Annotated in this window: 16 protein-coding genes; 10 read left to right on the forward strand and 6 right to left on the reverse strand. The window is 72.8% G+C overall.

What is annotated here, in order from left to right; genetic code table 11:
• Positions 1 to 20 precede the first annotated feature (20 nt).
• From LWP59_RS41110 to LWP59_RS22280, 3 genes are read right to left on the reverse strand one after another with little or no spacing between them, the layout of a single operon-like run.
• Positions 21 to 1,868 (reverse strand): ATP-binding cassette domain-containing protein, encoded by a 1,848-nt coding sequence (locus tag LWP59_RS41110; RefSeq protein WP_222425632.1) that lies wholly within the window; start codon positions 1,866 to 1,868, stop codon positions 21 to 23.
• A complete protein-coding gene (locus tag LWP59_RS22275) occupies positions 1,865 to 2,131 on the reverse strand; it encodes a GntR family transcriptional regulator (RefSeq protein WP_144642151.1) in 267 nt (88 codons plus the stop codon). The genes LWP59_RS41110 and LWP59_RS22275 overlap by 4 nt, the downstream gene beginning before the upstream one ends.
• 21 nt (positions 2,132 to 2,152) lie before the next feature.
• Positions 2,153 to 3,076 (reverse strand): DMT family transporter, encoded by a 924-nt coding sequence (locus LWP59_RS22280; RefSeq protein WP_229857210.1) that lies wholly within the window; start codon positions 3,074 to 3,076, stop codon positions 2,153 to 2,155.
• 51 nt (positions 3,077 to 3,127) lie between these two features.
• Here LWP59_RS22280 and LWP59_RS22285 point away from each other — a divergent pair, with 51 nt between their 5' ends.
• The 4 genes from LWP59_RS22285 (at position 3,128) to LWP59_RS22300 (ending at position 7,109) form a co-directional block, all read left to right on the forward strand.
• Complete coding sequence (locus LWP59_RS22285) at positions 3,128 to 3,688, forward strand: CGNR zinc finger domain-containing protein (RefSeq protein WP_144642150.1); 561 nt, start codon at positions 3,128 to 3,130, stop codon at positions 3,686 to 3,688.
• Positions 3,689 to 3,787: 99 nt separating this feature from the next.
• The gene (locus tag LWP59_RS22290; protein WP_144642149.1) at positions 3,788 to 5,131 is read left to right on the forward strand and encodes a PLP-dependent cysteine synthase family protein; all 1,344 of its coding nucleotides are present in this window, start codon (positions 3,788 to 3,790) and stop codon (positions 5,129 to 5,131) included.
• Between the two features lie 214 nt (positions 5,132 to 5,345).
• Positions 5,346 to 6,239, forward strand: a complete 894-nt coding sequence (locus tag LWP59_RS22295; protein ID WP_144642148.1) for a DUF5753 domain-containing protein — start codon at positions 5,346 to 5,348, stop codon at positions 6,237 to 6,239.
• A 21-nt stretch (positions 6,240 to 6,260) separates the two neighbouring features.
• Complete coding sequence (locus tag LWP59_RS22300) at positions 6,261 to 7,109, forward strand: SAM-dependent methyltransferase (protein WP_144642147.1); 849 nt, start codon at positions 6,261 to 6,263, stop codon at positions 7,107 to 7,109.
• Here LWP59_RS22300 and LWP59_RS22305 read toward each other — a convergent pair.
• Positions 7,084 to 8,316, reverse strand: a complete 1,233-nt coding sequence (locus tag LWP59_RS22305; protein WP_229857209.1) for an MFS transporter — start codon at positions 8,314 to 8,316, stop codon at positions 7,084 to 7,086. The two genes, LWP59_RS22300 and LWP59_RS22305, sit on opposite strands and share 26 nt — an antisense overlap.
• A gap of 81 nt (positions 8,317 to 8,397) precedes the next feature.
• Here LWP59_RS22305 and LWP59_RS22310 point away from each other — a divergent pair, with 81 nt between their 5' ends.
• From LWP59_RS22310 to LWP59_RS22320, 3 genes are all read left to right on the forward strand, one after another.
• Positions 8,398 to 8,949: a TetR/AcrR family transcriptional regulator gene (locus LWP59_RS22310; RefSeq protein WP_144642146.1), complete on the forward strand. Its 552-nt coding sequence runs from the start codon at positions 8,398 to 8,400 to the stop codon at positions 8,947 to 8,949.
• Between the two features lie 49 nt (positions 8,950 to 8,998).
• Complete coding sequence (locus LWP59_RS22315) at positions 8,999 to 9,916, forward strand: zinc-binding dehydrogenase (RefSeq protein ID WP_144642145.1); 918 nt, start codon at positions 8,999 to 9,001, stop codon at positions 9,914 to 9,916.
• 84 nt (positions 9,917 to 10,000) lie between these two features.
• Positions 10,001 to 10,474 carry a carboxymuconolactone decarboxylase family protein gene (locus LWP59_RS22320; protein ID WP_144642144.1) on the forward strand — a complete coding sequence of 158 codons (474 nt, stop codon included), beginning with the start codon at positions 10,001 to 10,003 and terminating at the stop codon, positions 10,472 to 10,474.
• On the opposite strand, the gene LWP59_RS22325 is transcribed toward LWP59_RS22320, so the two are convergent.
• Positions 10,471 to 11,067, reverse strand: coding sequence for a hypothetical protein (locus LWP59_RS22325; protein ID WP_229857208.1), 597 nt, complete (start codon positions 11,065 to 11,067; stop codon positions 10,471 to 10,473). The genes LWP59_RS22320 and LWP59_RS22325 overlap by 4 nt on opposite strands.
• 97 nt (positions 11,068 to 11,164) lie before the next feature.
• Here LWP59_RS22325 and LWP59_RS22330 point away from each other — a divergent pair, with 97 nt between their 5' ends.
• On the forward strand, positions 11,165 to 11,791 hold the full coding sequence (locus LWP59_RS22330; protein WP_144642143.1) for a TetR/AcrR family transcriptional regulator: 627 nt from the start codon (positions 11,165 to 11,167) through the stop codon (positions 11,789 to 11,791).
• Between the two features lie 65 nt (positions 11,792 to 11,856).
• The gene (locus tag LWP59_RS22335; RefSeq protein WP_144642142.1) at positions 11,857 to 12,762 is read left to right on the forward strand and encodes an alpha/beta hydrolase; all 906 of its coding nucleotides are present in this window, start codon (positions 11,857 to 11,859) and stop codon (positions 12,760 to 12,762) included.
• Here the strand turns inward: LWP59_RS22335 and LWP59_RS22340 are convergent.
• A complete protein-coding gene (locus LWP59_RS22340; protein WP_144642141.1) occupies positions 12,752 to 13,693 on the reverse strand; it encodes a TIGR03560 family F420-dependent LLM class oxidoreductase in 942 nt (313 codons plus the stop codon). The two genes, LWP59_RS22335 and LWP59_RS22340, sit on opposite strands and share 11 nt — an antisense overlap.
• Before the next feature lie 142 nt (positions 13,694 to 13,835).
• On the opposite strand from LWP59_RS22340, the gene LWP59_RS22345 reads away from it, so the two are divergent.
• Entirely contained in the window at positions 13,836 to 14,636 is an 801-nt protein-coding gene (locus tag LWP59_RS22345) for an IclR family transcriptional regulator domain-containing protein (protein ID WP_144642140.1), read from the forward strand.
• The last annotated feature ends 6 nt before the right edge of the window (positions 14,637 to 14,642 follow it).

The following is a 14,642-nucleotide window of genomic DNA, read 5'->3' on the forward strand; positions in this document are numbered from 1 at the left end:
GCCCCGCACCCCCGGTCGTCTCAGGACAGCCGGCGGCGGATCCAGAAGAAGCCGAACCCGCACAGCGCCGCGGTCGCCAGCAGGAAGATCCCGGTCTCCAGTCCCTGGAACAGCCAGAACCGGCTGTCGGGCTGGTAGGTGATCCGCTGCTGGTAGCCGTTGTCGGCGAGCTGCGCGAAGCACGCCTTCTGCGCCTCGCCCACGACGGGCTCGTGCCCGTTCGGCGGCCCTATGCAGTCCTGGACCCAGCTGGGCAGGGTCGTCGCGGCCGCGCCGGACCGGTCGACGGTCTCGCTGGAGAGGATCCACGCGCCCGGCTGGCCGACGGTCACCGTCAGCTCCGTCGTGCCGTCCGGGCCGTTCACCCCGATGCCGTGCAGGTTATCCGCGGTGATCGCGGTGGTCACCGCCACCGGCGGGACCAGGTGCGGCCGGACCCACAGCGGCATCGCGAGCTGGACCCCGACGAACACCGCCAGCGTCACCGCCATCGCGGGAATGGTGCGCCGCACCAGCATCCCGACGACGACACCCAGCACGAAGGCGAACGCCGCGTACCCCATGGGCGCGATGTCGCGCGCGGCGAACCCGAGCGGGGCGAGCCGGGCGTACCCCGGGCCCGAGGCCTGCTGGACCGGGCCGGACCACCAGTTCACCGCGAAGCTGACGATGCCGGCGACGAGCATCGCGGTGAGGCCGACGAGGCCCAGCTTGACGGCCAGCCACCGGGTCCTGGTCACGCTCTGGCTCCACACCAGCCGGTGCGTCCCGGTCTCCAGCTCGCGGCTGATCAGCGGCGCGCCCCAGAACAGGCCGAGGATTCCCGGCACGACCATCGTGAGGATCGCGAGCGCGGAGGACACCGCCGTATGGCTGCGGGCGAACTCGGTGGTGAACGCCAAGCACGTGTCGTTCGCCTGCACGCCGCCATCCCCGCGCGGTAGAGCTCCGCCAGGTTCCCGCCGGTGAACGCGAGCACGGCTACCAGCACGGCGACCCCCGCGAACACCACGTACGCCTGCGTGCGGAACTGACGCCAGGTCAGCCGAATCATCGCAGCACCTCCAGCGCGGGCCGCGTGCCGGCGTGCCCGGACGTGGACATGTAGGCGAGGACGTGCTCTGCCGGTCGGTGTGGCTGGCGGAGACCACCTGCAGGTCCGCGGGGAGCGAGGCCGGGTCACGGCGCGGGCCGGTGAGCAGGTGGTGGCTCGCGAGCAGCTCGTCGACGTCACCGGCGATCCGCACCCGCGAGCCGACCAGCACGACCAGGTGGTCGCAGACGCGCTCGAGGTCGGCGACCAGGTGCGAGGACAGCACGACACTCAGCTCGTACTCAGCGGCCGCGGCCATCAGTCCCTGCAGGAACTCCCTGCGGGCCAACGGGTCCACGGACGCGACAGGCTCGTCGAGGATCAGCAGCTCGGGTCGTTTGGCGATGCCGAGGGTGAGCGCGAGCTGGGCACGCTGGCCGCCGGAGAGCTTTCCCGCCCGCTGCCGCCGATCCAGGCCGAGCCGCTCGACGCGCTCGCGGGCGATCGCGGCGTCCCAGCGCGGGTTCAGCCGCGCGCCCAGCCGCAGGTGCTCGCCGACGGTGAGCCCGCTGTAAGTGGGCGTGTCCTGGGCGACGAAACCGATCTTGGCCAGCTGCGGCGGCCCGGCGGCGGGACGCTCCCCGAGCACCTCGATGCTGCCCGAGGTGGGGGTGAGCTGGCCCGCGGCCAGGTTCAGCAGGGTGGACTTCCCGGCGCCGTTGGGCCCGACCAGGCCGACGACCCGCCCGGCGGGGATGGCCAGGGTGCAGTCCGACAGTGCCCAGCGGCGGCCGTAGCGCTTGCCCAGCCGCCGGGTCCGCAGCACGGTTGTCATGCTATTTCCTCCTCGGCGGCGGCCCGAAAGGTCGCCAGGAACAGGGCTTCGATGCTCTCGTCGTCGAGACCGGCCCGGCGCGCCTTCGCCAGCCGGCGGCGCAGGTCCTGGCGCAGCGGCCCGTGTGCGGCAAGGGATGCGTCGCTGAGCGTGCGCGTGACGAAGGTGCCCACGCCCGGGCGCGCCGCGACGAGGCCGTCGCGCTCGAGCTCGCGGTAGGCCTTGAGCACGGTGTTCGGGTTGATCGCCAGCCGCGACACCACTAGGTATAGGCGGGTCCGCTGTCAACCGGCGAGGTGATCCTCCCTGGCCGCGAGAGCAGCTCCCCGTTTCGCGGCCGGGCGGGGATTTCCGCGCCGCGCCAAGGCGAACGCACCGGCGAGGATGAGCACACAGCCCGCCAGCTGCGGCGGCGACGGGCGCTCGCCGAGCACGAGCGCGCCGAGCAGCACCGACCCGATCGGGGTCAGCAGCAGGAGGACCGCGCCGAGCTGGCTCGGCAGCTCCGGCGAGCACACCGCGACCAGCAGCCAGCCCACCACCTGCGCGCAGATCGCCGCGGCGGCGAGCCAGCCGAACGACGCGGCGCCCGGGGCGAGGTCGACACCGTGCCAGCAGACGCCGACGGCGAGCGACACCACGGCCGCCGACGCCATCACGAGCAGGTAGGGCTGGACCGGCGGCCCGCCCTGCCCGCCGCGGCGCAGGAGGAACAGGAAGCCCGAGTAGCACACCGCGGCCAGCAGGGCGTGCACCGTCCCCCACGTGGGGTCGGGGCCCGAGGGGGCGTGCCCGACCAGTCCGGCCGTGAGCACCACGCCCAGCAGCATCACCGGCACGCAGGCGAGGAACCGCCGGGTCATCCGCTCCCGGTCGACCGCCCACGCCAGCACCGGTACCAGCACGACCTGCAGGTTCACCAGCACGGTCGACAGGCCCGCGCCCACCTCGAAGATCGCCTGCGTCCACAACAGCATGTCCCCGGCGAAGAACACGCCGGCGAGCAGGGCGTACAGCGTCGCGCGGCGGGCAGGCGCACCGGCCGTGCGGCGTTCGCGCAGCGCCACGAGCAGCAGTGGCGGAAGCGCGATGACGCAGCGCCAGAACGACGCCGTGCCGGGCGAGACGGCCGACAGGCCGATGAGCACCGCCGACGCCGACACGCTCAACGCCGCCGTCGTCATCCCCCACACCGGATGGTTCCGCACGTCCGGGGGCTACCACCGGCTCTAACGACCGAAACGCCTTATTCTTGTTAGATGAGTTCCGAGCGCCCACTGGTCGGCGGCCATGTCGCGGTCGACCTGGTCAACACGGTGGCCTGGCGGCTCGACCCGGCCAGGCTCGTCGACGACGTGACCGACCCCGACGCCCTCGTGGCATGGCTGCGGCGGACCGGGTTGGCGCACGGGAAGCTCGCGGCGACCGAGCGGACGGTCGAGGAGGTCCGGCGCCTCCGGGAAGACCTCTACGCCGTGCTGTTCGCCTCGATCGAGCAGCGGGACCCGCCGCCGGAAGCGGCCGAGTCGCTGCGGGCGGCGATGCTGGCGGCGCTGTCCCGGGCGCGAGTGGCGACGATCGTGCCGCTGCGCTGGGAGTTCGAGCCCGCGCGGCCGGCGGACCTGCCGGTGCTGCTGACGCTGGAGGTCTGGCGGTTCCTGCAGTTCACCGACCTGACCCGGCTGCGCCAGTGCGCCGACGAGGGCTGCGGCTGGCTGTTCCTGGACGCGAGCAGGAACGGCTCCCGGCGCTGGTGCAGCTCGGCCGACTGCGGCAACCGCGCCCGTGCGCGCCGCCACTACCGGCGGGCGCGGGCCTGATCCCGGCCGCGCCGAACACGGGATGCCGGCCCTTGGCACTTCCGCCGCCGCGGCGCTGCGGGAGGTGGAAGTGGCCTCGTCCGACGGTAGCGTGGCCCGGTGGACACCTACGACTCCGTTCTCGACGCCATCGGAAGCACGCCCCTGATCCGGCTGACGCGGATCGCCCCACCGGGTGGCGCGCCGGTCTACGCCAAGGCGGAGTTCTTCAACCCGGGCGGCAGCGTGAAGGACCGGGCGGCGCTGTCGATGGTGCGGGCGGCCCGCGACGCCGGCACCCTCGTGCCCGGCGGGCGCATCGTCGAGGGCACCTCGGGCAACACCGGCATCGGCCTCGCGGTCGTCGCCGCGCAGCTCGGGCATCCGCTGACCGTCGTGGTCCCGGACAAGACCAGCGGCGAGAAGATCGCGGCGCTGAAGGCCTATGGCGCCGACGTCCTGGTGACCGCCGGCGGGGTGCCGTCGGACCATCCCGAGCACGTGCGGCAGCTGGCCCGCCGGATCGCGGACGAGACCGGCGGATGGCTCGCCGACCAGTACGACAACCCGGCCAACCCCGCCGCGCACCGGGAGTACACCGGGCCGGAGCTGTGGGCGCAGACCGGGGGCCGCCTCACGCATTTCGTCGCCGGGGTGGGCACCGGGGGCACGATCAGCGGGACCGGGGGCTACCTCAAGCAGGTCAGCGACGGGCGGGTCCGGGTGATCGGCGCGGACCCCGAGTACTCGGTCTACGGCGGTGGCGACGGCAGCCCGTACTTCGTAGAGGCGATCGGGCACTACGTCCACCCCGAAACCCGGGAGGACCAGTGGCCGCTGTCGTACCACCGGGAGGTCGTGGACGAGTTCGAGCGCATCGGGGACCGCGAGTCCATCCTCGCCGCCCGCCGCCTCGCCCGCGAGGAAGGGCTGCTGGCCGGCGGTTCGGCCGGGACCGCGCTCGCCGCGGCCCTGCGGGTCGCCGCCCGGCTGGGCCCGGACGACCTCGTGGTGGTGCTGCTGCCGGACACCGGGCGCGGCTACCTCAGCAAGTACTTCGACGATGACTGGTTGCGCCGCAACGGTTTCCTCGAGGAGCCCGAGGGCGCGACGGTCGGGGCGGCGATCGGCCGCGCCGCGCCGCCGCTACCGGCGCTGCCCGCGACGGCGACCGTCGCACAGGCGCGAGCGCTCGTCTCGGACGCGCCGCTGCCGGTGTTCCTCCCCCGGCCGAAGCCCGCGGGACCGCCCGCGGCGGCCGAGGTGCTCGGCACCCTGCGGGTGGAGCCCACGTGGGACCCGGCGGACCCGGTGTCGTCGCACCTGCTCGCCCCGCTGCCGACGGTGGGCATCGGCGAGGACGCGGGGGAAGCGCTGGCCCGCGTCGGTTCCGGCGAATGGGCCTGGGTGCTGCTCGACGGCCGCATCACCGCCGCGGTGCACCGCGACCAGCTCAAGGCCTGAGGCCCGGCCGACCGCACAGCTTCGCGACCGAAGCACCCCTGGTCACGGCTCACATCCCGCCCTCCCGATAGCAGCGGGTGACCGCTTGCGCAGTGCAGATTGCACCGCCAGCACCCGCAAGCCGCGCCCATGCCGGTCATTACACCCTTGCCCGGATCTCGCCGATCAGGGAGGATTCGACGGTTGCCGCAGGTCAGGAGGGGCGGGTGGACGCGTGACTGTTGCCGCATCGTCGGCGAGCACGCCGATGGGCCGCAAACTGCAACTTGCGGCACTACTTCGTCGCCTTCGCGAGCAGGCGCAGTTGACGCAGCGTGACGCCGGCGCTGCGGTCTGGCCGCAGTCGAGCCCGGGCAGCGTGCAGAACAAGGTCGCCCGGCTCGAAAGCGGAGACACCGGGATCGCGCTGGCGGACCTGCACCGGCTGCTCGGGGTGTACGGGGTGACCGACGGGGCGGTCACCGACCTCGCGTTCTTCCTGCAGGCGGCGCCGTCGCAACGCGGCCGGTGGAGCGGCTACCGCGCGGTCTACGACGACGCGGCCCGCCGGTACATCGACCTCGAGGAGGACGCGCGGCTGATCCGCTTCGTCGCCACCGAGCAGGTGCCGGGCCTCCTGCAGAGCCCCTCGTACCTGCGCGCCGAGTTCGGGACGGCGGTCTCGCCGGCACTGCGGGCCCGGCAGGGCCGCCAGCAGGCCGTGCTGTTCCGGGAGAACCCGGCCGACTTCTACGCGGTGCTCAGCGAGTCCTGCGTCCGCCGCGTACAGGGCGACCACGCCGTGATGCGGGAGCAGATCGAGCACCTGCTCGCGCTGTCGCGGCAGCCGCACATCACCATCCAGATCGTGCCGTTCGCCTCCCGCCCGACGCCGATCGCCGCGACCGGGATGCTCGAACGGTTCGCGCTGCTGCGCCTGGCCGCGCCCGGGGTGCTCGGCGAGCTGCCGGAGTACCTGGACTACGCGTTCAACCGAACCGGTACGGAGCTGAACTGGAGCGACAACGTGCGGCGGTACGAAATACTCTGGAGCCAGGCCACCGGCGCGGCGCTGACCCCCAGCGAAACCCGGTCCTTCCTCACCACGGCATTGCGCGATTTCCACTGAACCGGCAGAAGGCGGTACTCGATGTCCACCATCGGCGAAAGCTCCCGCAAGGTCCGCACCCAGGCCACCGCGGCCGGGGTGTACGAGTGGTTCCTCGGCGGCCGGTACAGCCAGGAGGCCGACGCGAACGCGGCGATCGCGAGCCAGCGGACCTTCCCGCTGCTGTCGCGGACGATGCGGTACAACCGGCAGTTCCTGCAGCGGGTGGTGCGCCACCTCGTCGGCGAAGGGGTCCGGCAGTTCCTCGACCTGGGCTCGGGGTATCCCAGCTCGGGGAACGTGCACGAGGTGGCACAGGAGCTCGCGCCCGGCGCACGGGTGGTGTACGTCGACTACGAGCCGGACACCGTCGAGGTCAGCCGCTCGATCCTCGCCGCCAACCCCGACGCCACCTGCGTCCTGGGCGATGTCCGGAGTCCCGGTGAGGTGCTCGCGAACCCGGAGGTGCGGGAGCTGCTTGACTTCGACGAGCCGATCGGGCTGCTGATGATCGCGGTCCTGCACTTCCTGCCGGACACCGACGCGATCACGCGGCTCGTGCGCCGGTACTCCGACGCCCTCGCGCCGGGCAGCTACCTCGCGATCAGCCATGGCCTGGTCGCTTCGGGCCGGGTGCGCGAGATCCAGTCGGAGGCCACGAAGGTGTACAACCACACGGTCAGCGAGAACGGCTATACCCGTAGCCTCGCCGAGATCGAGCAGCTGTTCGGCGGGATGGCGATGGTGCCGCCGGGGGTCGTGCTCGCGACCGACTGGCACCCCGACGACCCGGACCACCACCACGACGACGAGGACGAGGCGAGCGCCATCCTGGCCGGCGGGGTGGGCCGGGTCGAGCGCCGTCTCACGAAGGGATCCGGCGCGTCCTGACCTGTTCGACCACGAGGGCCGCCGCGGCGATCAGCATCAGCGCCGTCGCGTAGACGAGCGCCGTGGAGCGGAGGCCGAAGGCCGTGGTCGCCAGGCCCGCCGCCACGGCGGGCAGGCTGAACGCCACGTACGAGATCACGTACGCCACCGCGAACAGCTCGCCCCGCTCCGCGGGCGCCGAGATCCGCACCACGGTCCCGAAGCCGGCGAGCGCCGAAGCCCCGAAGCCCGTTCCCGCCACCAGCGTGCCCACGATGCCGAGCGCGACCGAACCACCGGAGATGCCGGCCAGGGTGACCGCGAGCCCCGTCGCCAGCAGCGCAGCCCCGGCACGCAGGATCTTCTGCACCGGGCGGTTCCGCAGCAGGAACGTCGTCATCGCGCCGGTCCCGCACAGCAGTGTCACGACGAGTCCGCCGATCAGGTGGTTGGTCAGGCCGAACAGCCCCGCCGCCACCGACGGCCCGAGCGAGAGGTACAGCCCGCCGAGGGACCAGCTCGCGATCAGGATCGGGACGAGCGCGAAGAACTCGGTGCGCAGCCGGGCCGGCACGCCGAGCCGCGGCAACAGCGACCGCAGCCCACCGGGACGCCGCGCCGAAGTCTCGGGCATCGCGGCGACGATCGCCACGGCGAGCACCATCGCACCCAGCAGCAGCGCGAACACCAGATGCGTCGGCGAAGGCGCGAACTGGATCAGCGCGCCACACCCCAGCGCACCGAGCGCCAGCCCGCTGGTCGGCGCGATGCCGTTGACGACGCCGGCGCGTGCCGGCCGGTGCGGTGGGTTGAGGTCGACGAGCGTCGCGGCCATGGTCGTCATCGCGGCGCCGGTCGCGACACCCTGCACCAGCCGCGCGAGGAACAGCACCGACACGTCCCCGGCGACGAGGAACAACACGAGCGCCACCGCCTCCAGGGCGATCGCGGAGGCCAGCACCGGCCGTCGGCCGACGTGGTCGGACAGTGCGCCCAGCACGAGCAGCGAAACGATCAGCCCGAGCACGTACACCGCGAACACAGCGGTGAGCGTGGTGGCGGAGAAATCCCAGTTCTGCTGGTAGACGACGTAAAGCGGAGACGGCGCGCTCGAGGCCGCCATGAACAGCACGAAGATCGCCGCGATCGCCACGAACGTGACGGCGTGCGGCAGGCGTCTCGGCAGTGCGGCAGGCGCCGGCAGCACGGCGACGGGTGACTCGGACAAGACCCACTCCTCAAAAAGCAATGATCAGTGCGTTAGCACACCATAGCGCAAAAGCAGCGATCGGTGCGATAAAGTGGTGTCATGGCCGTCACCACGAACACCACCAGGCCGGGCGGACGGTCGGCACGGGTGCGCGCGGCCGTGCACCGCGCCGTCGAGGAGCTGCTGGCCGAGAACCCGGCGGAAGCGGTCACCCTGCCGCTCATCGCGACCCGCGCCGGCGTGCACCCGACCACGGTCTACCGCCGCTGGGGCTCCCTCGCGGACCTGCTGAACGACGTCGCGACGAGCCGGTTCAGCGGGGACATAGTGGTGCCCGACACCGGCGACCTGCGCGAGGACCTGGAGCGCTGGGCGATCGCCGTGGCCACCGACCTGGCCGACCCGGACGTGCTCGCGCTGATGCGCGCGACGCTCGGCGCCTGCCCCGAAGGCGGCAGCGCGTGCGTCACCGACCGGCACGCCCAGCTCGAGGCGATGCTCGAACGCGAGCGGGCACGTGGCGGCGCGGCGCCGGGCGTCGAGGCGGCCGCCGACGCGCTGCTCGGGCCGCTGTACTACCGCGCCGTGTTCACCGGCCAGGTGGTCGAACCGGATTGGGTGCGCGGGCTGGTGCGTGCGCTGCTGACTTGACCTGGAGCGCACTTCAGGTTCGAGACTGGACGGCGTGGACGGACGAGACATGCACCAGATCGAAGTCGCCGCCTTCGGCGGGCCCGAGGTTCTGCGAGTCAGGCATGTCCCCGGGCCGGAACCGGGGCCGGGCCAGGTCGCGATCGACGTCGCGGCGGCCGGCGTCCTCGGGGCCGACCTCGTGCTCCGAGGACGCCGCGGCGCGGCCGAGCCTCCGTACGTGCCGGGCACCGGCGTGGCAGGCCGGGTGAGCGCGCTCGGCGAGAGCGTGCCGGCCGCGTGGCTCGGCAGGCGGGTGCTGGCCGAGCCGGTCGGCGGCGGCTACGCCGAACGGGTCCTCGCCGCGGAGTCCGGGCTGATCGCCATTCCCGACGCGGTGCACGAGCAGGAGGCGATGGCCCTGCTGCACGACGGCAGCACCGCGCTGGCGCTGCTCGACGCCGCCGAGGTCCGAAGTGGAGAGTCGGTGCTCGTGCTGCCTGCCGCGGGCGCGCTCGGGAGCCTGCTCGTGCAGCTGGCGCACGCCGCCGGGGCACGCGTGGTCGGCGCGGCCCGCGGCCGGACGAAACTAGAACTGGCCGAGGCCCTCGGCGCCGACGTCGTCGTCGACTACAGCGAGCCGGGCTGGGCCGAGAAGGCCGGGTACGCGGACGTCGTCTTCGACGGCGTCGGAGGCGAGATCGGCCGGGCCGCGTTCGAGCGCGCGAAGAGCCGGTTCGCCGGCTACGGCTGCGCGGGCGGCAACCGGGCGGACATCCCGCCCGGCGAGGGGCGCGGGGTCACGGTGCTCGGGATCGACCGGCTGAGCGGGCTCGCCCCGGACCGCGTGGCGCGGATCCTGCGTGAAGCCGCGCTGGGCCGGGTCGTCCCCCTCATCGGGCAGACCTATCCCCTGGTGCGCGCCGCCGAGGCGCACGCGGCGATCGAGTCGCGGCGGGCGATCGGGAAGACGCTTTTGCTGACCTGAGCCGGGTTTCTCCGGGTCCTGTCACATCTCGCGGGGCTGTTCCGTCAAGCAGGTGTAAGCACCGGCAACGGCGAAGGAGCCCTCATGCACGCGCGCTTGGACCTCTTCGGCAACCCGATCGGAGCGCAGTTCCTCAAGTACATCAACACGGCCGGACAGGCGGTGTCGAACTCGGCACTGCCGGCCGCGACCCAGGAGCTGGTGAAGCTCCGGGCCAGCCAGATCAACGGCTGCGGTATGTGCACGGACATGCACACCAAGGACGCGGCGCAGGCCGGGGAGACCCCGGTGCGCCTCAACCTCGTCGCGGCCTGGCGCGAGGCCACGGTCTTCACCGAGGCCGAGCGCGCGGCACTGGAGCTGGCGGAGCAGGGCACGCGGATCGCGGACGCGGCCGGCGGGGTCACGGACGAGGCGTGGGCGAACGCGGCCAACCACTACGACGAGGACCAGCTCGCCGCCCTGGTGTCCCTGATCGCCGTGATCAACACCTACAACCGGGTGAACGTGATCGTCCGGCAGCCCGCCGGCGACTACCAGCCCGGCCAGTTCGGCTAGGCCGGCCCCGCACTGACCTCGATCAGCTCGAGGCGGCCCAGATCGGCCGGGGACAGTGCGTTCGCCGCGGCGAGCACGCGTTCCTGGTGCTCGCTGATCCGCCGGTCGACCAGCGCACTGAGCCGGTAGGCCAGCGCGCCGGTCTGCCGGACGGTCACCTCGTCCAGCGGCGGCTGCGGCACCCCGGTGATGGCGATACCGCCGACCCGGCCGTCGGCGCTCGTGGCCGCGCCGACCTCGTAGCGCTCACGCGGGTTCGTGGCGGGATCGGCGTAGTGCTTGCGCAGCTGCCGCAGGACCTTGTGCCACTCCAGCACCTCGCCCGGCAGTTCGATCGAGCGCACGTCGTCCTCGGTGAGGCCCATTCCCCTTGCCCCGCCGGTGAAACAACGCGCGTACGAGATCAACGCAGTGGTCCAGACCCCTTCCACGACCACGTCGTCCGGGCGCCCGGCCAGCTCCCGCACCAGCCGTTCGCAACACCGCAGCACGGTCTGCAGGTCGTTGAAGATCGAGGCCAGGTCCGCCAGGGCCTCCGCGGCCGGGGTCACCAGTCGCCGTACGGTCGCCGGTTCGTTGATCGCGTTCGTCACCCGCTCACGGTAAGCGCCGCGGCGCGCTCGGCGTGTCTCAAATTGAGACAGGCCACCGCGCCGGGCCCGGGCCTCGCGGATGTGAGAACGTCTGACCATGGAAGCTGCCGACGGCCCGGCGGAACGGGGCTACCGGCGCTCGGCAGGCTCGCCGCGTGGCGAGGCCCGGCGCCAGGACCTGCTCGAACGGGTCACCGACGACCTCGCCGTCAACGGTCTGGTCGACTTCTCGCTCCGTCGTGCCGCGCGGGCGGCCGGCACGACGCACAAGGTCCTGCTCTACCACTTCGACGGGGCCGAGGACCTGCTCCGCCAAGCCGTCGCGAGGCTCCGCGAGCGGCGGATCGGCAACGCGCTCACCGCGATCGCCGGGGACACCGGCCACCCCACGCTCGCGGACCGGGTGCGCGCCGTCTGGCGCACGCTCACCGAGGAGGAGGCAGGGCTGCGGCGGGTGCTCGACCAGGCCATCGGGCTGTCGATGTACGACCCCGCGCGTTACAACGAGCTCAGCCGCGAGGCCTCGCAGCTCTACCTGCCCCTGCTGGAGTCCTTCTGCCCGCCGGACTGGCCGCCCGGTCGCAAGCTCGAAGTCGCCGAGATGATCCTCGCGACGCTGCGCGGCTTCCTGCTCGAACGCCTGGCGATCGGCGACTCCGCCGGGGTGGACGCGGGTTTCCGGGCACTGGTCCGGGCGCTGGAGCGCGAGGACGCCGCCGGATAGCCGTGGACAGTTTGCGAACCACGTGGTTCACTTGATCTCGAGGCGGGTATCCCCAGGAGGTCGGTATGCGGCGGAAAGTTCGGTTCACCAGCGGCGGCGACGAATGCGTCGGATGGCACTACCCGGGCACCAACGGCGGTTGCGTCGTGATGGCAGGCGGGTTCGCGGTGACGAAGGAGCCGGGCACGGACCTGTTCGCGCACCGGTTCCACGAGGCGGGGTTCAGCGTCCTGGCCTTCGACTACCGGCGGATCGGTGAGAGCGGCGGCAGCCCGCGCCAGGTCCTGCCGCTGAAGGACCAGCTCGCCGACTGGCAGGCCGCGGTCGCGGTCGCCGCGACCCTGCCCGAGGTCGACCCGGCACGCCTCGCCGTCTGGGGCTTCTCCGCCAGCGGTGGGCACATCTTCCGGGTGGCGGCGGAAAACCCGCGGCTCGCCGCGGCGATCGCGCAGACCCCGAACGCCGACGGGGTGGCCGCGGCGCGCAACGCGGCCCGGTACCAGAAACCTTCCGCGATGCTGCGGTTCGTCGGGCGCGCGATCCTCGACGTACTCGGCGGTCTCGCCGGCCGGGAGCCGCGGCTGGTGCCGCTCGCGGCCGAGCCGGGGACGGTCGCGATGCTCACCACGCCGGACGCCCTCGACGGCGAGCGCGCGCTCAACCCGGGCGGCAAGTACCCGCAGTGGCGCCAGGAGGTTGCGGCCCGCTCCGCGCTGTGCCTCGGCTTCTACCGGCCCGGCCGGCACGCCGCCCGCGTGCGCAGCCCGCTGCTCGTCCTCGTGTGCGAGGAGGACCGGACAGCCCTGGTCCAGCCGTCGGTCGATGCGGCGAACCGGGCTCCACGGGCTGAGCTGGTCCGGCTGCCCGGCGGGCACTACGAGCCGTTCCTCGGCGGGCACGAGCGGGCGCTCGACGCCGAGTTGTCCTTCCTGCGGCGGCACGTGCTCGCCGCCGCGCCCGCTACCCGATGAACTCCGCCGCGAACCGGCGGACGGTCGCGGGCTCGAGGGCGTCGTGGAAGCCGACGATCAGCTCGTCGACCCCGGCGTCCTCGAAGGCCGCGAGCCGTTTGCGGATCGTGCCGGCGGTGCCGATCAGGCCGTACTCGGCGAGATCGCCCGGAAACACCATGGGCGCCCACGGCGGGACGGCGGCCAGTGCCTCCTCGTCGGTGTCGGCCATGATGCAGTAGCCGGTCGAGGTCTTGGTGATCTCGGTGAAGTCCCGGCCCACGGCTTCGCAGTGCCGGGCGAGGATCGCGTACTTGCGGGCGACCTCGTCCGGCGGCTCCTGCACGTTGCACAGGTCGCCGTAGCGGGCGACGAGCTTGAGGGTCACCTGCTCGCCACCGCCGGCGATCATCAGCGGGATGTGCGGGCGCTGCACCCCGGCCGGCTGGTTGACGACCTCCCGCACCTGGTAGTACTTCCCGTCGAAGGTGGTGACCGGCTCCGTCCACAGTGCACGGATGAGCCGCACGGCCTCGCCGAGCTGCCGGAGCCGTTCGGGCCCGCTGGGGAACTCGTAGCCGAAAGCGGTGTACTCGTCGCCGTACCAGCCCGCGCCGATGCCGAAGGTGAGCCGGCCGCCCGAGATGACGTCGAGCGTCGAGGCCATCTTCGCCTGCAGCGCGGGGTTGCGGTAGCCGTTGCCGGTGACCAGCTGTCCGAGGCGGATCCGCCGGGTCTGCGTGGCGAGGGCCGCCAGTGTCGTCCACACCTCGAACACCGGGTCGGCGCCGGGGCCGAAGGGGATGAAGTGGTCGGGGGCGTACAGGCCGTGGAAACCGCTCTCGTCGGCCGCCACCGCGAGCTCCCGCACGGTCTCGAACGCCGCGACCGGGTCCGCGACCCGGGCGAACTCGTGGGTGGTCCCCGTCGGGAGGTACAGGCTGAGCTTCATGGGCTTCCTTCCCCTGGTGTGCGTGTCTCGGGAAGGAAGACCGCACGACGACCGGAAAGGAACCGGGCCCGGTGCGAGCAGCTTTCCGGCGGCCCTGGCGGACACCCGTCCGCGGTCCGGGAGCGCGGGTTAACCTCTTCGTATGCGGCGAGACGGAAACCCCGAGTTCATCGAAGCCCTGGCTCGTGGGCTCGACGTCCTGCGCTGCTTCGAAGCCGCGCGCCCGGCGATGACGCTGAGCGAGGTCGCGACCGCGACCGAGCTGGCGAGACCGACCGCGCGGCGAATCCTGATCACGCTCGAACAGCTCGGCTATGTCCGCAGTGCGGACGGCACCTTCTCCCTCACCCCGCGGGTGCTGGAGCTGGGCATGGCCTACATCGGCTCGGCGAACCTGTGGGAGCTGGCCCGGCCGCACCTGCGCGCGCTGGTGGACGAGACCGGCGAGTCGTGCTCGATCGCCCAGCTCGACGGGTCCGACATCGTCTACGTGGCCCGCGTCGCGGTGCCCAAGCTCGTGGCGCTGGCGGTGACCATCGGCACCCGGTTCCCGGCGCTGCCGACGTCGCTGGGCAAGGTGCTGCTCGCCGCGCTGCCCCCCGCCGAGCTCGACCAGGCACTCGCCGAACCGAGCCGGGCCGGCGTGCCCGCGCGGTGGACGCCCGGCCGGGAGGAGGTCGACGCGGCGCTACGGGAGGTGCGGGCCCGGGGCTGGGCCGGCACCGACCAGCAGCTGGCGCTCGGCATCCGGTCGGTCGCCGCCCCGATCCGGGACGGGGAAGGCCGCGTGGTCGCGGCGGTCAACGTCAACGCCCACGCGGCCGAGACGCCGATGGAGACGCTCGTCGAGCACCACCTGCCGTTGCTGCTGCGCGCGGCGAGCGCGATCAGCGCCGACTGGGCCGCCTGGCACTCCCGTCCACTCGAGACGGTGCGGCGCTAGCTGGTC

It is taken from the genome of Amycolatopsis acidiphila, assembly GCF_021391495.1.
GTDB lineage: Bacteria > Actinomycetota > Actinomycetes > Mycobacteriales > Pseudonocardiaceae > Amycolatopsis_E > Amycolatopsis_E acidiphila.